This window comes from Janthinobacterium sp. FW305-128 (genome assembly GCF_020858135.1).
Lineage (GTDB): Bacteria > Pseudomonadota > Gammaproteobacteria > Burkholderiales > Burkholderiaceae_D > Janthinobacterium.
This window is the reverse complement of sequence record NZ_JACYMK010000010.1, coordinates 176751-196984: the sequence shown is the minus strand read 5'-3', so window position 1 is coordinate 196984 and position 20234 is coordinate 176751. Positions and strand designations below refer to the sequence as shown.

The 20234-nt window shown below is 67.0% G+C and carries 14 protein-coding genes; 7 read left to right on the top strand and 7 right to left on the bottom strand.

The genetic code is table 11. The features are described from left to right. Positions 1–87: 87 nt before the first annotated feature. Genes IGS60_RS20975 through IGS60_RS20965 form a run of 3 tightly spaced genes read left to right on the top strand, consistent with a single transcriptional unit; the run spans position 88 to position 5277 of the window. Positions 88–1725, top strand: a complete 1638-nt coding sequence (locus IGS60_RS20975) for a response regulator (protein ID WP_230506073.1) — start codon at positions 88–90, stop codon at positions 1723–1725. Next, a complete protein-coding gene (locus IGS60_RS20970; RefSeq protein WP_230506144.1) occupies positions 1722–2750 on the top strand; it encodes an ABC transporter substrate-binding protein in 1029 nt (342 codons plus the stop codon). Before IGS60_RS20975 ends, IGS60_RS20970 begins: the two co-directional genes overlap by 4 nt. Positions 2751–2760: 10 nt before the next feature. Beyond that, positions 2761–5277: an ATP-binding protein gene (locus tag IGS60_RS20965; RefSeq protein ID WP_230506072.1), complete on the top strand. Its 2517-nt coding sequence runs from the start codon at positions 2761–2763 to the stop codon at positions 5275–5277. Positions 5278–5454: 177 nt separating this feature from the next. Here IGS60_RS20965 and IGS60_RS20960 read toward each other — a convergent pair whose 3' ends face one another. Next, on the bottom strand, positions 5455–6069 hold the full coding sequence (locus IGS60_RS20960; protein ID WP_230506071.1) for a methyltransferase domain-containing protein: 615 nt from the start codon (positions 6067–6069) through the stop codon (positions 5455–5457). Between the two features lie 166 nt (positions 6070–6235). On the opposite strand from IGS60_RS20960, the gene IGS60_RS20955 reads away from it, so the two are divergent. The 4 genes from IGS60_RS20955 to corA all read left to right on the top strand — a co-directional run bounded on the left by IGS60_RS20955 (position 6236) and on the right by corA (position 11324). Continuing rightward, on the top strand, positions 6236–6754 hold the full coding sequence (locus tag IGS60_RS20955) for a sigma-70 family RNA polymerase sigma factor (RefSeq protein WP_070313604.1): 519 nt from the start codon (positions 6236–6238) through the stop codon (positions 6752–6754). Then, complete coding sequence (locus IGS60_RS20950; protein WP_230506070.1) at positions 6751–7725, top strand: DUF4880 domain-containing protein; 975 nt, start codon at positions 6751–6753, stop codon at positions 7723–7725. Before IGS60_RS20955 ends, IGS60_RS20950 begins: the two co-directional genes overlap by 4 nt. A gap of 95 nt (positions 7726–7820) precedes the next feature. Continuing rightward, a complete protein-coding gene (locus IGS60_RS20945; RefSeq protein ID WP_230506069.1) occupies positions 7821–10226 on the top strand; it encodes a TonB-dependent receptor in 2406 nt (801 codons plus the stop codon). A 111-nt stretch (positions 10227–10337) separates the two neighbouring features. Then, on the top strand, positions 10338–11324 hold the full coding sequence (corA, locus tag IGS60_RS20940) for a magnesium/cobalt transporter CorA (RefSeq protein WP_070313610.1): 987 nt from the start codon (positions 10338–10340) through the stop codon (positions 11322–11324). A 214-nt stretch (positions 11325–11538) separates the two neighbouring features. Here the strand turns inward: corA and IGS60_RS20935 are convergent, their stop codons facing one another. The 6 genes from IGS60_RS20935 to IGS60_RS20910 all read right to left on the bottom strand — a co-directional run bounded on the left by IGS60_RS20935 (position 11539) and on the right by IGS60_RS20910 (position 20225). Next, entirely contained in the window at positions 11539–11709 is a 171-nt protein-coding gene (locus IGS60_RS20935; RefSeq protein WP_230506068.1) for a hypothetical protein, read from the bottom strand. Positions 11710–11780: 71 nt separating this feature from the next. Then, the gene (locus IGS60_RS20930; protein ID WP_230506067.1) at positions 11781–12626 is read right to left on the bottom strand and encodes a universal stress protein; all 846 of its coding nucleotides are present in this window, start codon (positions 12624–12626) and stop codon (positions 11781–11783) included. A gap of 24 nt (positions 12627–12650) precedes the next feature. After that, a complete protein-coding gene (locus IGS60_RS20925; RefSeq protein ID WP_230506066.1) occupies positions 12651–14456 on the bottom strand; it encodes an alpha/beta hydrolase in 1806 nt (601 codons plus the stop codon). Positions 14457–14518: 62 nt separating this feature from the next. Continuing rightward, positions 14519–18013, bottom strand: coding sequence for a PAS domain S-box protein (locus IGS60_RS20920; protein WP_230506065.1), 3495 nt, complete (start codon positions 18011–18013; stop codon positions 14519–14521). Then, positions 18010–19152 (bottom strand): FIST signal transduction protein, encoded by a 1143-nt coding sequence (locus tag IGS60_RS20915; RefSeq protein WP_230506064.1) that lies wholly within the window; start codon positions 19150–19152, stop codon positions 18010–18012. The genes IGS60_RS20920 and IGS60_RS20915 overlap by 4 nt, the downstream gene beginning before the upstream one ends. A gap of 14 nt (positions 19153–19166) precedes the next feature. Beyond that, positions 19167–20225 (bottom strand): HD domain-containing phosphohydrolase, encoded by a 1059-nt coding sequence (locus IGS60_RS20910; RefSeq protein WP_230506063.1) that lies wholly within the window; start codon positions 20223–20225, stop codon positions 19167–19169. Positions 20226–20234: the final 9 nt, after the last annotated feature.

The following is a 20234-nucleotide window of genomic DNA, read 5'->3' as shown; positions in this document are numbered from 1 at the left end:
ATTTTTGGTAATTTCCAGATGCTATGCTCGGAACGCATGCTGCGGGGCAAGTTCCCTCTCCGCAAGGCCATGCCGCCAGGAGAATGCATGAACAGATCATCAATGCCGCCCCGGATACTGATCGTCGATGACGAGCTGGCGCACGTGCGCGCCCTGTGCGACACCTTGCGCGGCCAGGCGTACGACACGACGGGGCTCGCTTCGGGCGAGGCGGCGCTGGCCCTGCTGGCCGTCGAATCGTTCGACCTGCTGCTGGTCGACCTGATGATGCCGGGCATGAACGGCATCGCCGTGGTGGAAGCGGCGCGCAAGATCGATCCGGACCTGGCCTGCATCATCATGACGGGCGAAGGCACGATCGCCTCGGCCGTGCAAGCGATGAAGGCGGGCGCGCTCGATTACGTCGTCAAGCCGTTCAAGGTGTCGGGCATCCTGCTGATACTGGCGCGGGCGCTGGAGACGCGCCAGCTGCGCATCGCCAATGCGCGCCTGGAACTGCTGCTGCGCCAGCACACGGCCGAACTCGACGCCATGAACCGGGATTTGCGGCTGGCGCGCGAAGTGGCCGAGCGGGCGAACGAGGAAAAGACCAATTTCCTGGCCAGCATGAGCCACGAGCTGCGCACGCCGCTCAACGCCATCCTCGGCTTTTCGCAGATGCTCACGTCCGACTCCATCCCCTCGACGGCGCAGGAAAAGAAAACCTTTGCCTCGCACATCTTCGGCGCCGGCCGGCATTTGCTGACCTTGATCAACGATATCCTCGACATCGCCAAAATCGAGTCGGGCAATATGGCGCTGTCGATGGAGTCCGTGGGCCTGGCCGGCATTTACCACGAATGCTGGCAAATGATGGAGCCGCTGGCGCGCAAGCGCGGCATCACCTTGACGTTCGTCGAAGCGGGCAGCGTGCACGTGCTGGCCGACCGCACGCGCCTCAAGCAGGTGCTGCTCAACCTGCTGTCGAACGCCGTCAAGTACAACCGCGATCAGGGCGAGATCCACGTCGATTGCCAGCCCGTCGATGCACGGCAGCTGCGCCTGTCCGTGCGCGACACGGGCGGCGGGCTGAGCGCCGCGCAGCTGGAGGTGCTGTTCCAGCCCTTCAACCGCCTGGGACGCGATGGGCGCGACGAGGAGGGCACGGGCCTGGGACTGGTGGTCAGCAAGCGCCTGGCCGAAGCCATGCAGGCGACCATAGGCGTGTCCAGCACGCCCGGGCGCGGCAGCACTTTCTGGCTCGATATCGACAGTTGCCCCGCGCGCTACCCGCTGCAGGAAAGCCCGCGCCTGTCGGCCCTTGCCCGGCCCGCTGAATCGATGCCCCTGCCGGAGCGCAAGACGCTGCTGTATGTGGAAGACAATCCCTTGAACGTGACCCTGGTGGCGGGCTTGGTGCATTTTCGCCCCGATCTCGACCTGCTGTCTGCCGGCGACGGGCAGACGGGTCTGGACATGGCGCGCCGCCACCTGCCGCAGCTGATACTGATGGATTGTGACTTGCCCGACATCAGCGGCACGCAAGTCATGCAGCTGCTGCGTGCCGATGCCCGCACCGCGCACATCCCCGTCATCGCGCTGACGGCCGTGGCCGGACCCGGCGATATCCGCCAGGGGCTGGCGGCGGGCTTTTTCCGCTATCTGACCAAGCCGATCGACGTGGCGGCGTTTTCCGAGGCCGTCAACAGCGCGCTGGAGTCGGCCACGGCGCAGTGCAACGCATGAACGGCCCGGCGCCGGCGCGGCGGACGGTCTGGCTGGCGGCCGCACTGCCGCTGCTGGCGCTGGCCGCCGTGGCCGTCTGGCGGCTCGCTGCCCGTCCCGCGCCGCCGCCCGGCCCCGTGGAAGTGCTGCGCCTGGCCGTGAATGCGGAGTACGTGGGCAGCTGCCCCGTGCTGGCCGCCCACGCGCAGGGCGATTTCGCGCGCGAAGGCATCGACGCGCTGGTGCAGCCGTATTCGTCGGGCAAGGCCTCGCTGGAAGCCGTGCTGCAGGGCAAGGCCGACCTGAGCACGGTGTCCGATATTCCCGTGGTGCTGGCCAGCCTGCAGAACCAGTCCGTCGTCATCATCGCCAGCATCTTCGAGGCCGAGCGCGACCACGGCATCGTGGGGCGCCTGGACCGCGGCGTGTCCACGCCCGCGAGCCTGAAGGGCAAGCGCATCGGCGTCACGTCGGGCACATCCGGCCAGTTCACGCTCGAAGCCTTTTTGAACCGCCAGAAGCTGCTGCCCGCCGAAGTCAGCGTGCGCAACTACGCGCCCGAGCAGCTGGCCGGGGCGCTGGCGCGGGGCGAGGTCGATGCGGCGGCAGGCTGGGAACCGTTCCTGACGGGCATGACGCACGCCATTGCCGGCAATGCGGCCATCTTCTATGGCGAAGACGTGTATGCGGGCCTGTTCAACGTGGCAGGCACGGGCGGCTATGTGCGCAGCCACCCGGCGACGATGCGCAAGGTGCTGCGCGCACTGATCGCCGGCGCGCGCTTTTGCCGGGACGAGCCCGATGCCGCGCGGGCGCTGTTTGCCAAGGCGTCGGCCAGCGAGGCGCAGCGCCTGCAGGCGGCCTGGCACGGTTATCAGTTCGGCATCGTGCTCGACCAGCGCTTGCTGCTGGCGCTGGAAGACGAGGCGCGCTGGGCCATCAAGAACCGCCTGGCCGGGAACGGCGAGATGCCGAACTTCCTCGATGCCGTCTACCTGGACGGCCTGGAAGCCGTGGCGCCGTCGGCCGTGACGGTCATCCATTGAGAAGGCCACCGTGAAAATCGTCACGCGCTTCAAGCTGGCAGAACTGTTTTGCGTGCTGCTCGTGGCCATCATCGTCGCCGTGCTGTTCTCCACCAGCATGGCGATGCAGCGCGAACTGGCGAAGAACAAGGCGGCGGCCGATATCCTGCAAGCCGTCACGTCGCTGCGCTACCTGTCGATCGAATATGCGCTGCACCATGGTGCGCGCACGCGGGCACAGTGGCAGCTGCGCAGCGAGTCGCTGTCCACCGGCTTGCTGGCCACGCCGGCCTTCGCCGCCGGCGAGGAGCGCGCGCTGCTGCGGGAATTGCGGCGCGACCTGGCAAGCGTGGACGGCCTGTTCGAGCTGTTTGTCGCCAATCACCGCGAGCTGGGTCAGGACCCGCAGCGGCGCGAGGTGCTGGGCGAGCTGGAGTCGCGCCTGTCCGGCCAGATCATGGGCAAGGTGCAGGGCATGATCGCCGATGCGATGCGGCTGTCCGCATTGAGCCGGCAAGGCGTGCTGGACGCCCAGCAGCAGGCCAACGTGGCCGTGATATTGTTCGGCGGCATGATCATCGTGCTGGTGGCCGGTTTGATCTATTTCACCATGACCAGCGTCACGGGGCCGCTGGAGAAGCTGCGCCAGGGCACCCTGATCGTCGGCGAAGGCAAGCTCGATTTTGCGCTCGGCGTGCATACCAGGAATGAAATCGGCGACCTCGCACGCGCCTTCGACGGCATGACGGAAAAGCTGCGCCGCACCACCGTCTCGCGCGACGAACTGGCGCAGGCGAATGCGGCCCTGGAAACGCAGATACAGGAACGTCAGCTGGCCGAGCGCAAGGTGCATGAACAGCTTGAGCGCCTGAATCTGCTGCAGCAGATCACGCGCTCGATCGGCGAGCGGCAGGATTTGCGCAGCATTTTCCAGGTGGTGGTGCGCAGCCTGGAAGAGCAGCTGCCCATCGATTTCAGCTGCATTTGCCTGTACGAACCGTCCGAACACGCGCTGCAGGTGATGTGCGTGGGCGTGCGCAGCGAGGCGCTGGCGCTATCGTTCATGATGGGTGAACACGCGCACATTCCCATCGACGAGAATGGCCTGTCGAGCTGCGTGCGCGGCAAGCTCGTGTATGAAGCCGACATCGCCGACGTGGCGTTCCCGTTTCCGCAGCGCCTGGCGCAAGGGGGGCTGCGCGCCCTCGTCATGGCCCCGCTGCCGGCCGAAAACACGGTCTTCGGCATCCTCATCGTGGCGCGCCGCGCCGCGCACAGCTTTACCAGCGGCGAGTGCGAATTCCTCAGCCAGCTGAGCGAACACGTGGCGCTGGCCGCCAACCAGGCGCGGCTCTACGGCGCGCTGCAGCGCGCGTATGACGATTTGCGCCAGACGCAGCAGTCGGTAATGCAGCAGGAGCGCCTGCGCGCGCTGGGGCAGATGGCCAGCGGCATCGCGCACGATATCAATAACGCCATTTCCCCCGTGGCCCTGTACACGGAATCGCTGCTGGAGACGGAAACCAATCTCAGTCCGCAGGGCCGGCACTGCCTGGAAGTGATCGAACGCGCCATCGACGACGTGGCCGCTACCGTGGCGCGCATGCGCGAATTCTACCGCCAGCGCGAACCGCAACTGGCGCTCTCGCCCATCGACGCGAACCTGGTGGTGCAGCAGGTGCTGGACCTGACCCGCGCGCGCTGGAGCGACATGCCGCAGCAGCGCGGCATCGTCATCTCCCTGCACACGGAGCTGGCGCACGGCCTGCCCATGCTGCCCGGCAGCGCGGGCGAGCTGCGCGAAGCGCTGACGAACCTGGTCTTCAACGCCGTCGACGCCATGCCGGAGGGCGGCACCCTGAGCGTGCGCACCAGCTGCGCCGACGTAGCGGGCGAGGCGGCGCGGCAGGTGCGGATAGAAGTAGCCGACACGGGCATCGGCATGGACGACAATACGCGCCGCCGCTGCCTGGAACCGTTTTTTACCACCAAGGGCGAGCGTGGCACGGGTCTGGGCCTGGCCATGGTGTACGGCATGATGGAGCGCCATGGCGCCAGCATCGACATCGTCACGGCGCCGGGGCAGGGCACGGCGGTGCGCCTGGTTTTTCCCGCCTGCGCGGCGCACGAGGAAAATGAAGCGCCCGACACGGCCTACCTTGTGCCGCCGCGCCTGCGCATCCTCGTGGTGGACGACGACCCGATGGTGCTCAAGTCCCTGCGCGACATCCTGGAAATCGATGGCCACGACGTGGTGTCGGCCGACGGCGGCCAGGCCGGCATCGACTGCTTCCGCGCCGCATACGAGCGGCACGAATACTTCGCCGTGGTCATCACGGACCTGGGCATGCCTCACGTGGACGGGCGCAAGGTGGCCAGCGCCGTGCGCCGCTGTTCGCCGGCCACGCCCATCATCATGCTCACGGGCTGGGGCCAGCGCCTGGCGGCCGACAGCGACTATCCCGAGCACGTCAACTGCGTGCTGGGCAAGCCGCCCCGGCTGAAGGAATTGCGGCGCGCCCTGAATGCGGTCATGTCGACGGGGTAGAGCCTATCCCAGTAGGGAGCGTCTTCTGCTGGCAGTTCATCAGGAGTGCGGACAAGGCGTGAGGAGGACGCGTGGCGAGCCACGCGACGACGATCAACGCAGTCCCCGCTTCCGAGGGGCGCCAGCAGGGGATGTATTCATCTACTGGGATAGGCTCTTAGCCTGCTGCGGCATCTCTCATCGCTGAAAAACCAGCCAGGACCAGCTGACTCCCGCGTGGCGGTTCTGCTGCTGAACGGACGGCGCCTGCGCACTCAGAACGACTGCGAGATGGTGGCGTGCCGCAAGGTCTATCGTTTCACTGGCAGAGACGTCAAAGATGCGCCGGTTCTCCGGGGCGGGGCCATGCCTGAGCGACATGACGAGCAGCGCGCCAGGCTTGAGCAACTGGCCGATGTTTTCCATCGCCGCGCTTCTTTCTTCCGCTGCAAGATGCATCCAGACGGCGGCGAGTACAACCAGGTCGAACCTGGTTTCGCGCGCCGTCATCACTGACAGCGCGGGCAGGCTGTCGTCCACCCACTCGATATCGGGCGACGCATGCGCCTGCATGCCCGCTTCCCGGAACGCGGCGACGGGCTCCACTGCCACCACCTTGTGCCCCAGGCTCGCCAGCCACGCCGAATCGGCGCCTGTGCCGGCACCGATGTCGAGCACGGCGCCTGCCCGGCGTGGCAGCAGGTGGCTGACCACTTTGTATTTATCAGCGGCGATCACGCCGGCATACCGGGTGATCAGCTGTCCGGCATTGTCGGCATATCCTTCGGTGCCCGGGACTGGGGATGCATGCATGCGATGGCGAGTGTCCAATGGGATGGAGGTCAAATCAACACCCTGCGCGCGGCGCGTGCGATCGGTGGTGTTGCCTGCGTAGGACAACTTTAGCAAAATTGCGCGACATCTTCCAGTCCCTGCCATATAATGAGAATCATTATCATTTATATCGCCGGATCCGCTCTTGTCTGCCTTTTCTTTTCCCCCGAATGACGCCGCCTTGGCCGCCAGCCTCTTTACGGGCCACCAGGGCTGGCTGCTGCAGCGCTTGCTGTTGCGCTTGCGTAATCGGGCGGAAGCCGAGGATGTGGTGTCGGAAACCTTTGTGCGCGTGCTGCATGCGGGAAGATTGTCCGCCATCCGCGAGCCGCGCGCCTACCTGACGACGGTAGCGAAAAGCATCTTGCTGCAGCAGTGGCGGCGGCGCGATATCGAGCAGGCGTATCTGGAGACCCTGGCGCTGCTGCCCGATGCCGTCCAGCCGTCGCCGGAGGAACGCGCCGTGCTGCTCGAAGCGCTGGAACGCCTGTCGCGCGCGCTCGATACCCTGTCCGCCAAGGCCCGCAGCGCTTTTCTGATGAGTCAGCTCGACGGCTTGACGTATGCGCAGATCGCCGCCCGCCTGGGCGTGTCGGCCAGCATGGTGCGCCAGTACATGGCGCAGGGCTTGCGCTGCTGCCTGGCGGTGGCGGACGCGGCATGAGCGTTGCTACGTCCGTCCAGGATGCCGCCATCGGCTGGCTGGTCGAACTCAGCTCGGGCGAAGCGGACGAAGGACAACGCCAGGCCTTCGCCCGCTGGCTGGCCGCCGATGCGCGCCATGCGGCCGCTTGGCGTACGTTGGGGCAGGCTGTCGAGCACAGCGTCGGCCCGCTGCAGGCAGCGGGCGGGGCGGCGGCCGTCGGGCACACCCTGGCGCGCGCCGCCCGGCACGATGACCATCGGCGCCAATGGCTGCAGGGCGTCCTGTGCCTGGCGGGCGCGGCGTTCGGCGGCGCCTGGCTGCTGCGCGGCAGCCCGTTTTTGCCGGACTGGAGCGCGGACCTGCACACGGCCACGGCCCGGCGGGGCCGCTACACGCTGGCCGATGGCAGCGTGCTGACCCTCGACGCCCGCTCCTCGGCCGATACGGATGTCCGTCATGAACACCGGCAAGTCGCCTTGCGCCAGGGCCAGTTGCTGGCGCGCGTGGCGCCTGGCGCCAACGCGCCCTTCGTGCTGCGCAGCGCGCATGGCGCGGTGACGACGCTGGGCGGCGAGCTGATGCTGCGGCGCGAAGCGCGCGGCACCGTGGCGCTGGCCGTGCGGGGCGATCTCGACGTGCGTCCGGCCGGCAAAGGCCTGGCGCGCGTGCTGCGCCAGGGCCAGGCGGCGCGGTTTGACGAGGATCGATTGACCCTGCTGCCCGGCATGGCGGCAGGGCAGGCGACGGCGTGGGAGCAGGGCATGCTGGTGGCCGTCGATGAGCGGCTGGGCGACGTGGTGGCCGCCTTGCGCCCGTACCGCCACGGCTACATCGACATCACGGCGCAGGCGGCGGCGCTGCGCGTGTCCGGCAATTATTCGCTCGACGACAGCGGCGCCACCCTGCGGGCCCTGGCCGAAACCCTGCCCCTGACCTTGCGCCAGGGCCCTGGCGGCTGGTGGACGGGACTCGACCTGAAGACAAGCTGACATATTTTTTGCGCCGGCACTGTCACTTTCGGCGCGCCGCGACTCATACCTGGTGTAGCCCCACTTTTCCTTCACCATCAAGATAGAGTCCCAGCATGCCACCATTGTTGATGCGCCAGATTCCCCTGGCTGTAATGTTACTTTCCTGCGCCGCGCCCACCGTCCTGGCGCAGACGCCACCGGCCCACGTCGCGTCGGCCACCATGCGCTACGATGTGCCGGCGCAGCCCCTCAATGCCAGCCTGATCGCCATTGCCAGCCGTGGCGGCGTGCGCATTTCCATCGATGCGGACCTGGCGCGCGGCGCCAGCGGGGCGGCCGTGCAGGGCGATTTCACGGCGGAGCAAGCCTTGCGCCGCGCCTTGCAGGGCACGCGGCTGGCCCTGCTGAAGACGGACAGCGGCGTGTATACCGTACAAAGCGCCGTACAAAGCACCGTGCAAAGCGCCGCGCAAGCCGCGCCGCAGGCCGCCGCCCAGCTTGAGGCGACCATGCCGGAAGTGGTCATCACCACCAATTACCTGGGCCAGGTGACGGAGGACACGGGTTCCTACACGACGGGCGCCGTCAGCACGGCGAACCGCCTGGTGCTGTCGCCGCGCGAGACGCCGCACGCGGTCAGCGTGGTGACGCGCCAGCAGATGGATGATTTCGGCCTGGTGCAGCTGAGCGAGGTGCTCAATCACACGCCGGGCGTGTATGTGCAGCACATCGACAGCGAGCGCACGATTTATTATGCGCGCGGCTTTTCGCTCGACAATTTCAGCTACGACGGCTTGCCGTGGACGCGCGACGCCTCGCTGAACCTGGGCGAATCGCTGGCCAATATGGATCTGTACGACCGGGTCGAGGTGCTGAAGGGCGCGAATGCGCTGATGAGCGGTGCCGGCACGCCGGGCGCCACCGTCAACCTGATCCGCAAGAAACCCACGCGCGAATTGCGCGCGCTGGCCGACCTGTCGGCCGGATCGTGGAGCAATTACCGCGCCATGGCGGACGTGGGCGGTCCCCTGAACGCCAGCGGCAGCGTGCGCGCGCGCGCCGTCGCGTCCTACCAGGACAAGCACTCGTTCGTCGACCGCTACCAGCGTCGCTCCGAACTGGCGTACGGCACGCTGGAGGCGGATCTGTCGCCGCGCACCTTGCTGACCGTGGGCGCCGACTACCAGCACACGGTGCCGCGCAATAGCGACTGGGGCGGCGCACCGCTGTTCGACGCGGACGGCAAGCGTTTCACCATGCCCCGCTCGTTCAACGGCGCGCCCACCTGGAGCACGCAGCAGACGGAGGCCAAATCCGTCTTCGCTTCGCTCGAGCACACCTTCGACAATGGCTGGCTGGCCAATTTGCGCCTGATCCACCAGGCCAACGCCCTGTATGCGCCCGTCGCCTACCTTGACGGTTTTCCGAAGGCGGACGGCAGCGGCACGGCCGTCACGGCGCGCCAGTACAACAGCGACGCCACCAGCAATGGCCTGGACGTGTACGCCAAGGGCCCGTTTTCCCTGCTGGGCCGCACGCATGAACTGGTGGTGGGCGCGAACGCCTACCGCAAGCAGTCGGACGACGTCTTCAGCCCGTATTCCTTCATCAAGGTCGACAATATCTATACTTACCGTGGCGAGGTGCCGGAGCCGCAGTGGGTACTGGACACGGCGCGCGAAGTCATCCGCCAGAAGGCCGTGTACGCGACGGGCCGCTTTTCGCTGCCGCAAGGCGTGCACGTGATTCTGGGCGGCCGCCTGTCGTCCTACGTCAACCCCACGGCCGACATCGACGAGTCGTCCATCTTCACGCCGTATGCGGGCCTGACGTGGGACTTCGCGCCGAATTTGACGGCGTTTGCCAGCTATAGCGACATCTTCAGTCCGCAAAACAGCCGCGATGTCGACAACAGGACCCTGGACCCCGTGCTGGGCAAGAATATCGAGGCGGGCGTAAAGGGCGTGTTCCTCAACGGCCGCCTGAACGCCAGCGCGGCCGCCTTCGAGGTGCGGCAGGACAACTTCGCCGAGTCCGTCGATGCGGTCAACAAGGTGACGGGTATGGACGCCTACCGCGCCATCGACGGCGTGCGTTCGCGCGGCGTGGAACTGGAAGTGGCGGGCCAGCTGATGCCGGGCTGGCAGCTGCAGGCCGGCTACACGCACAAGGTGGCGCGCGATGCGGGCGGCAAGGTCAATACCCTGGCGCCCGAAGACCAGCTGAGCCTGTACAGCACCTGGCAGCCGATGCCGCGCCTGACCGTGGGCGGCGGCGCCCGCTGGCAATCGCATACCTGGCAGCAGACCCGGGCCGTGCGCGGCGGCTTGACCACCGTGCACCAGGGCTCGTATGCCGTGTTCGACGCCATGGTGCGCTACCAGCTCTCCGGCCGGCTTGCCCTGTCGTTCAACCTCAACAACCTGACCGATCGCGCTTACTACGGCATCAGCACGGGCCGCAGAGTCAGTTACGGCGATCCGCGCAATGCCATGCTGAGCCTGAATTACCGCTATTGATGCCGGACGGGCCCGTTAGCCTGGCACTGGCCCGCCTGGCGGAACAGTGAATATGGTCTTTCCGCTATACTGGCCCCCCAATAATATTGCCGCCACCAGCCGAAAATCACCATGGACCTCAGTACCCACGCCGCCGTCGTCAATTGCGAAGCGTATCGCGACGGCAGGAAGATCGCCCACTTCGACATCGACAAGGTGGGCGACTTTCTTGGCGACCCCGATTGTTTCGTCTGGATCGGCATGGCCAGCCCCGACGCCACGGCCATGCAGGCGCTGCAATCGGCCTTTGGCTTGCATGAACTGGCCGTCGAGGATGCGCAGGGCGCGCATGAGCGGCCCAAGCTGGAAGAGTACGGCGACACGCTGTTCATGGTGATGCACACGGCCACGCTGGACGGCGACGCCATCGTCTACGGCGAAACCCACGTCTTTCTCGGCCCCCGCTTCATCATCACGGTGCGCCACGGCCCTTCGGCCGGCTATGCGAAGCTGCGCGAGCGCAAGGAAAGCGTGCCCGAGAAGCTGGCCAGCGGCCCCGGCTACGTGCTGTATTCCATCATCGATTTCATCGTCGACCAGTACCAGCCGTGCATCGACCATTTGCAGGCCCGTTTCCAGCACTATGAATTGCAGCTGTTCAAGCCCAGCCTGAGCGAAGACAAGCTGCAGGATTTCTACCAGCTCAAGACGGAGCTGCTCAAGCTCGATGCTGCCGTCAATCCCCTGCACGACATCTGCACCCAGCTGATCCGTTTCCATGGCGACATCGTGCCCAAGGAAAACCGCATCTATTACCGCGACATCCTCGACCACGTCAAACGCGTCACGCACACGGCGGGGCAGATGCGCGAACTGGTCAATTCGGCCATGCAGGTGGCGCTGGGGCAGATTTCGATCCGTCAGAACGAGGTCGTCAAGCGCCTGGCCGCCTGGGCCGCCATCCTGGCCGTGCCCACCATGGTCTTCAGCCTGTACGGCATGAACTTCGAATTCATGCCGGAACTGAAGTGGCGCGGCAGCTATCCGGCCGTGATCGTCGTCATCATCGCCGGCTGCTACTGGCTGCACCGGCGCCTGAAGCGCGAAGGGTGGCTGTAGCGGCAGATGGCCGGCATGCAAATATTGGAGAGTTTTGCCGCGCAATCAGCTGCTACGATGAAGTGGCATGGCAATGCGGTTGACGGCAGGTGGCTGAACCTCCTTGGCGTGGATAGCGGTCCGGCCGGCGCTGTACCCCAGAGCTGCCGGTGCGGACCACATTGCCTGTCCGGCGCCACAAGGCTCCTGTAACCCGGGAGCCTTCTTTTTTTGCCTATTTCACCAGCACCGCCGCAGCCGCCTCGAGGATCAGCGCGGCCACCTCCACGGGACGCGAGGCCAGCGAGGCGTGGCTGCTGGGTTTATGCTTGCGGTCCGGGTCGCCGAAGGCAGAAGGCCCGCCAATGCGGCTGTGCCCGGCAACAGCAGGCGGCGGGCGTGGCAATGCGTGCTGGCGGCCGATGCGCTGCTCATGCCGTAATCCCGTGAAGAAAGGCCGATGGCCTGCCGGGCGCGCTAGTGCGACACCAGCACCGGTAACGTCATCTCTTGCAGCACCGTGCGCGTGACGCCGCCCAGCAGCGCCTCGCGCAGGCGCATGTGGCCGTAGCAGCCCATCACGACCAGGTCGCAGTGCCGCTGGGCCGCCATGGCCAGCAGGGCCGTGCCCACGTCCTGGCCCGGCGGCGTGTCGTGCTGCAGCACCTCGACGTTGACGCCGTGGCGCGCCAGGTACAAGGCCAGGTCGGCGCCCGGCTGCTCGCCGTGCGCGGCCGGTTGGGCGTGCGAATTGATGACGGCCAGGGTCACTTGCCGGGCCCGCTGCAGCAGCGGTAGCGCGTCGGTGATGGCGCGCAGCGCTTCGGCGCTGCCGTTCCAGGCCAGCAGCGGATGCTGCGCGATGCCCGCTGGCGCGGCGCAAGGCGCGTGCGGCACCATCAGCACGGGCCGGCCGCAATGGAGCATCAGGTATTCGGCCGTGCCGGCGATGACGCGCGACGGCGTATCCTGCGCATCCGTCTGGCCCAGGATCAGCAGGTCGCAATAGCGCGCCTGCAGCAGCAGCGCGCCTTGCGCGTCGTCGTCGACGAAGCGCGTTTCGTAGGTGCCCAGGCCTTCCTCGCGGGCGATGCGCTCGAAGTCGTGCAATGCCTCGCTGGCCTGGGTGCGCAGCGCCTGCATCTGCGCCGGTGCAAACTGCAGCGCGTTGACGCCGCCGCCATATGCGTAGCGCGAAATGCCGCTCATGGCCGAGCCGATCAGGTGCGCGCCTTCGGCAACGGCCAGGCGCACGGCCAGGCGGATGCGCTGGGCGCAATGGCGGGAATTGTCGACGTGGACCAGCAGGGTGGTGTAGGGCATGGCGTTTTCCTCGGTTGTTGGTTGTCAGGTCTGCAGCACGTAGCTGCCCGGCGCATCGCCCAGGTCGGGTCCCATGGCCGGCGGCGCCGCTTGCGCGCCCGGGCGTTCTGCCAGCCAGGCTTGCCAGGCGGGCCACCACGAACCGTCATGGTGCGGCACCTCGCGCTGCCAGCTGTCCGCGTCGATGTAGGGCGCGTCGTGGCGGTGCGTGGCCAGCTGGTAGCTGCGGTGCGGCTGGCCCGGCGGCGAGACCACGCCCGCATTGTGGCCGCCCGAGGTGAGCAAAAAAGTGACGTCCGTGTCGGTCAGCAGCTGCAGTTTGTACACGGAGCGCCACGGCGCCACGTGGTCCGTCAGGGTGCCGACGGCGAAGATGGGCGCCTTGATGTCGGGCAGGGCGATGTGGCGGCCCGCCGTGCGGTAGCGCCCTTCGGCCAGGTCGTTGTGCAGGAACAGACGGCGCAGGTATTCCGAGTGCATGCGGCAGGGCATGCGCGTGGCATCCGCATTCCAGGCCATCAGGTCACTGTCCTGTTCGTCGAGGCCAAGCAGATAATGGCGCAGCTGGCGCGACCAGATCAGGTCGTTCGAGCGCAGCAGCTGGAAGGCGCCCGCCATCTGTTTCGTATCGAGATAACCCTGCTTCCACATGGCCGCTTCCAGGAAACTGACCTGGCTCTCGTCGATGAACAGCGACAGTTCGCCCGGTTCCTTGAAGTCCACTTGCGAGGCCAGCATGGTCAGGCTGGCCAGGCGCATATCGCCGTCGCGCGCCATTGTCGCGGCGGCGATCGCCAGCAGGGTGCCGCCCAGGCAATAGCCGGCCGCGTGCACCTGCGGCGCGCCCGTGATGCGGATGACGGCGTCGAGCGCCTCCATCACGCCCAGCTGACGGTAGTCTTCCAGCGACAGCTCGCGGTCTTCTTCCAGCGGATTTTTCCAGGAAATCATGAACACCGTGTGGCCCTGGCCCACCAGGTAGCGCACCAGCGAATTGTGCGGCGACAGGTCGAGAATATAGAACTTCATGATCCACGCCGGCACGAACAGCAGGGGCGTCGCATGCACCCGGGCGGTCGCGGGCGCGTATTGGATCAATTCGATCAAGTCGTTGCGGTAGACCACCTTGCCCGGCGTGACGGCCACGTTCACGCCCACTTTATACGTGCGCCGGTCGGGCGCATGCGCACCCATGGCGGCGCGCTGGCAGTCCTCGGCCGCGTGGATCATGCCGCGCGTCAGGTTGGCGCCGCCGCTTGCCAGGGTCGCTTGCTGCACCACGGGATTGGTCAGCAGGAAGTTCGACGGCGCCAGCATGTCGAGCCACTGGCGCACGGTGAACGTGACGACATCCTCGTGGTGCGGCGCGACGCCGCGCACGCCCGTGGTGGCGCGGTGCCACCATTGCTGCTGCAGCAGGAAGCCCTGGTAGACCAGGTTGTAGGGCCAGCGCCGCCAGGCCGGGTCTTCGAAGCGCCGGTCCTGCGGCAGCGGCGCGATGCACGGCGGCTCGGCGGCGCCGCCAGCGATGGCCGATTGCATGGCGTACTGTTGCCAGCGGCCGATCTTCTTCCACGCTTCCTGCAGCAGCGCCTGCTGTTTCGATGGCGCCAGCGCCAGATGGCTGAGCCAGTCGGCATAGGCGTTGCCCAGCGCGGCCGGCGAAATACCGCCCGTAAACTTGCCGAGCCAGGCATTCAGCAGCAGGTCCAGGGTGGCGCCTTCCGGCGCGCTTTCCGGGTAGTCGGGCGCCGGTACGCCTTGCCAGGCGCTGCCCAGGCGCTCATGTTCCACGTTGTGCTGCGCATCGCTCGGCTGCGTCTTGCTCATCCACGGCTCCTGTCATTTTTTTACAGGATAGCAAGAGCTTGTTTAAAAAATTATGATCTACATCAAGTTTGGCCGGATGCGTGCAGCATATGGCTTGCCGCCTGGATGGCCGCCTCCGTTTCCTGCACGAACAGGCGCAACTGCTCTTCCAGCGCATCGAGGCGCGCCAGCAACGCGTCCTGCGGCGCCTTGGCTGCTTCGCGCTCGATGGCGGCGGCGATGGCGACGGCCGGCGCGGCGCGGAAGTTGGCCAGCAGGCCGGCCAGGGTGTGGGCTTGCCGGCTCACGGTGGCCCGGTCGCCTTCCTGCATGGCCGCCCGCAAGGCCGCCAGCTGCGCCGGCAGGGCGGTCAGGAACGATGCGCCGATGATGTCGATCACGTCGGCGTCGGCCTCGGCCAGCGCGGCGCCGTAGCCGAAGCGCGGCGTGTGCTTGTTTATTTTCAGCACATGCTGCTCGATCAGACTGTGGAAGGCGGCCGCGCGGAACGGCTTGGACAGGTAGTCATCCATGCCGCCGGCGATGCAGCGTTCGCGGTCGCCTTCGAAGGCGCTGGCCGTCATGGCGATGATGACGCTTCTCGGCATGCCTTGCGCTTCGCGCGCGCGTATCTGCGCGGTGGCTTCGAAACCGCCCATTTCCGGCATTTGCAGGTCCATCAGGATCATGTCGAAATGGCCGGCGGCCTGGCAATCGAGGGCGATGCGGCCGTTGGCCGCATGCGTGACGCGGTGGCCCGCGTTCGACAGCAGCACGGTGGCCAGTTCGCGATTCATGGCGTTGTCCTCGACGAGCAGGATGTCCAGGCCGGGCGTGCCTTCGCTTACGGTCTGGCGCGTCGCCACGGGCTCGGCGCTGGGCATGCCGCGGCAGGTGCCCAGCACGCTCATGGTGATGGCCAGCAATTCCTCGGGACTGGCAGGCTTGAGCAGGTAGCCGTCGATGCCCAGTTCGCGGCAGCGCGCCGCGTCGCCCAGGCTGCCGCAGGACGACAGCACGACGACGGGGACCTGGCTCCAGTGGGGCAGGGCGGACAGCGCCGATGCCGTGTCGAAGCCATTCATGCCGGGCATGGCGAAGTCCATGATGATGCAGTCCGCCGGCAAGGCGCCGCGGCAGTGCTCCAGCGCCGCCTCGCCGGACTCGCAGGCCGTGACCATGGCGCCGCTGTGCTCGAAGATCCGGCGCAGGATGGTCAGGCTGCTGGGATTGTCGTCGACCAGCAGGATGGCGCGTCCCGCCAGCGAGGCACCGGGCGACGGCAAGGGCTGCTGTTCGCCGATGGGCAAGGCCAGGTCCACGGTGAAGCAGCTGCCCTTGCCCAGTTCGCTCGACAGGCCGATGCGGCCTCCCATCATCGTCACCAGGCGGCGCGTGATCGACAGGCCCAGGCCCGTGCCGCCGAAGCGCCGCGTGGTCGAACCGTCTTCCTGCTGGAAGGCGTCGAAGACGGCCTCCTGCATGTCGGCGGCGATGCCGATGCCGGTGTCGCGCACGCACAGGCGCAGGCGGGCCATGCCGTCGCCGCTGGCGCGCAGCCGGGCGCTGACGACCACTTCGCCCTGCGGCGTGAACTTGATGGCGTTGCCCGCCAGGTTGGTCAGTACCTGGCGCAGCCGGCCCGGGTCGCCGAGCAGGGTGTGCGGCAGCGCGGGATCGACGTCGAGCACCAGTTCCAGGCCGCTGGCCTGCGCCCGCATGGCGTGGGCGCGCATGGTTTCCTGCATCAACCGGTGCAGGTCGAAGGGGATGCTTTCCAGGGTCAGCATGCCCGCCTCGATCTTCGAGAAATCGAGGATGTCGTTGATGATGCACAGCAGGGCGTCGGCCGAGGCCTTGACGATTTCCAGGTACTTGCGCTGGTGGGCATCGAGGTCGGAATCGAGCACCAGGTCCGTCATGCCCAGGATGCCGTTCATCGGCGTGCGGATCTCGTGGCTCATGTTGGCCAGAAATTCGCTCTTCGAGCGGCTGGCCGATTCGGCCACTTCCTTGGCCAGCAGCAGCGCGCGCTCGGCCGCCTTCTGACTGGAAATGTCGACGATGGTGCCCACCAGGCCGTGCAGGCTGCCGTCGGACTTCAGCAGGGCCGCCTTGCTGCACAGGACATCGACCTGCCGCGTGCCGACGATCAGCCGGTCTTCATATGTGTGGTTGCCCCGGTCCTGCAGCAGCGCCACGTCGTGCTGCCGCGCTTGCTGCGCCTGCTGCTGCGGCAGGATGTCCGCCACCGTCAGGCCCGCGATGCGCGCCTGGTCGAGATGGAAGAAGGCGCAAAAGGCGCGGTTGGCGCGCAGGTAGCGGCCGTGCACGTCCTTCAGGTACAAGGGGATGGGAATGGTCTCGATCAGCGCATCGACGAAGTTGAGGTTGTGCCGCAGCTCGCGCGCCGCCTGGCGCCGCTCCGTGATGTCCGTCAGGCTGCCGGTGATGCCGGCCAGCTGCCCCAGGCCATCGCGTTCGGCGCGCGCGCACACGTCGATCCAGCGCACGTCGCCGTCGCGGGTGACATAGCGCGCTTCATGGCGCATGCTGTCCACCTGGCCGCCCAACAGCTGGGCCAGGCCGGCCGCGGCGCGCTCGCGGTCGCGCGCATCGACGAATTGCAGGATATGCTTGCCCAGGCTGTCGGCGGCGTCGAAGCCGGTGATGGTGTGCCAGGCGGGATTGAGGAAGGTCCAGGCGCCGCGCAAATCCGTGCGGAAGACCACCTCATTGAGGCTGTTGACGACGTTGCGGTATTCGCGCTCGCTTTTCGCGATGGTCTCGGCCATGCGCTTGCTGTCGCTGATTTCCGTGCGGATGGCGATGTACTGGTATGGCTTGCCGGCCGCGTCGAGGAAGGGCACGATGGAGGCGTCCACCCAGTATTGCCCGCCATCCTTGGCGTGGTTGCAGATTTCGCCATGCCAGACCCGGCCGGCCGTAATGGTTTGCCACATCTGCGCAAAGAAGGCGTCCGTATGCGTGTGCGAGTTGATCAGGCGGTGCGTCTGGCCGACCAGCTCTTCGCGCGCGAAGCCGCTGATGGCGCAGAATTTGTCGTTGACGTAGATGATGACGCCGGCCGTATCGGTGACGCTGATAATGGCGTGCTGGTCCATCGCAAAGCGCTGGTTCTGCAGTTCGATGCGGCGCAGCTCCTGCTGCGCCACCAGTTCGGCCAGCAGCACCGACAGGCCCTCGATATCGCCTTCCTGCGGCAGGTGCAGGCCGGATTCGTCGTTGTCGAGCAGGCGCACGGCCGCCACGCGCAGCGACTGGATCACGCGGTTGCGGCTGGCCAGTTCCGTGCGCAGCAGGTCGTTGGTCATGCTCAGTTCCGTCGAACTCAGTTCCAGGCTGCGCGAGCGCAAGTCCAGGTCGCGTTCGGACTGGTCGTAGGCGCCGTCGATGCGCTGCAGCAAGGCTGGCAAGCCGGCCAGGAAACCGGCCAGTTCGCGCGGCGTGTCCGCTTTCCCGCACAGTGCCTGTGCCTGTTCCAGCAAGGCGGCGCAGGCGCTTTCCGAGTCGATATCGCAGACGCGGTTCAATTGGCGGGCGAGGGTGCGGTTCATGCTTCGCTCAACACAGTCACGGTCATCGTCTGGTTGTGCAGCTGGCAGCTGCCATGCGGCTGGGCGATGCCGATTTCGCCGTTGGAGTAAAAACCGGCGATACAGGACGCGCCGCCCAGCAGGTCGGCCACCGCTTCGACCTCTTCCTCGGCCCGGTCGCCCATCACCAGCTTGCGGCCCACGCAGCTGACCAGCAGGGCCAGCTGGTCGCCCTGCGCATCGGCATGGGGCACGACGCCGCGCGCGGCCGTCTCGGCCCCGTCGATCAGCCGGTTGGTACTGGAATGCATGAGCTTCAGGTAGCCGTCGGCGAGGATGTCGCCGGCCAGGGTCAGCGAACCCTGTTCTTCGTCGACGGCGAGGATGGTGCGGAAGACATTGCTTTTTTCATGCGCGGCCGTGAGCATTTCAAACGGGAACAGCAGGCCCGACGCGGGCAGATCGCGCGCATGGTCGCCCAGGTACAGCTTGTAGATGTCGAGCGCCCGCGCGCCATCGAGGCCATACAGCACGTTGTCGACGCAGCGCGTCACCTTGCGCGCGGGGCCGAACGCTTCCCAGCCCGCATGGCTGCCGTAGCCGAGGCGGATATGCTCGCCGTACAGGCCGACGGCGACGATGGTATTGTCGGCCGCGCCGCGCGGACCCAGGGTCCAGGTCTGGCGAAAGGCGCCGCCGTCCGCCGCCAGCCCGCCCGACACCGTCACGCCCGGCGGCAGGTTCGCCTGCAGGCCGGCGATGAGGGCGCTGCCGTTGATGGCCACGCCCGTGCCCAGCATGAAGACGGCCGTCAGACCGTCCTGCGGCAGCGCCTGCGCCAGGCGCTCGCCCGCCTCGTGCGAGTCCGCCATGTCGCAGATGATGGCGTCGGCAATCGCCACCGTCGTGCGGGCGAAGCGGATGGCGGTGATGACGCAGCTGTCGTCGTAGACGCGCTTGCCGGCGATCTCGCCGGCCGTGGAGCAGCCGGCGATGACGGCGCCGGGCAGCTGGCGGCGCAGCGCCGCGTTCAGGCCGGGCGTGGCAAAGTAGGGGCAGGCGCCGAACACCAGCACCAGGTCGGGCGCCATGGCGGCCAGGGGTGCCAGGGAGGCATCGAAGTCCGCATGGTTTTTCAGGATCAGTTGTTGCACGCGCATGGCGGGCTCCTCGCTTACAGTGGGTGGGCGTGTTGCGGGACGGGGTCGGGCAGGCTGTCGCGGATGGCCAGCACCTCGTCCCAGGCGCCCAGGAAGGCGTCGAGGCAACGCGGGCAGAAATGGCTGCCCCTGTTTTGCTCCAGGTACTGGCGCGCCTGAGCCAACGGCCAGGCCGGCTTGTACGGGCGCTCCGAACTCAGCGCGTCGAAGACGTCGGCCACGGCGACGATGCGCGCCGACAGCGGTATCTGCTCCTCCGTCAGGCCGTCCGGATAGCCGCTGCCGTCGTATTTTTCGTGGTGGCCGCAGGCGATTTCCTCGGCCAGGCGGATCAGCGGCGAGTCGCTGCCGGCAAGGATATGGCCGCCGATTTTCGCGTGCTGGCGCATGATGGCCATCTCATCGGGGTCCAGCCGCCCCGGCTTGAGCAGGATATGGTCGGGCGTGGCCAGCTTGCCCACGTCGTGCATGGGCGCCGCCTTGAGCAGCAGGTCCTGCCATTGTGCGTCGAGGCCCAGCTCCCTGGCGATCAGCGCCGAGTAGCGCGCCATGCGCATGATGTGGGCGCCCGTTTCGGGGTCGCGGAATTCGGCCGCCCGCGCCAGGCGCGTGACCAGTTCCATCTCCCTGGCCGTGACGTTGGCGATCGCCTGTTCCACTTCGTGTTCGAGCAGCTTGGCGCGGTCGGCCAGCATGGTTTGCGCCGTGCGCAGGGCCAGCAGGTTGCGCACGCGCAGGCTGAACTCGATGGTGTCGACGGGCTTGGTGAGAAACTCCGTCACGCCCAGCGAAAAAGCCTGCTTGCGCACGGCGTGGTCGTTTTCGGTGGTCACCATGATGATGGGGATGTCGGCCATGCCCGGCATCTTGCGGAAAATGCTGAGGAACTCGTTGCCCGACAGGCTGGGCATCCGGTAGTCGAGCAAGACCAGGTCCGGCACATGCGACTCGCACCAGTACAGCGCATCGACGGGATCGTTCATGCAGACGGGTTCGATGCTGCTGGCCTTGCCCGCCAGGGTCGCCAGCAGGCTCAGGTTGGTGTCGTTGTCATCGACGATCAGGATGCTCATGGTGTCTCC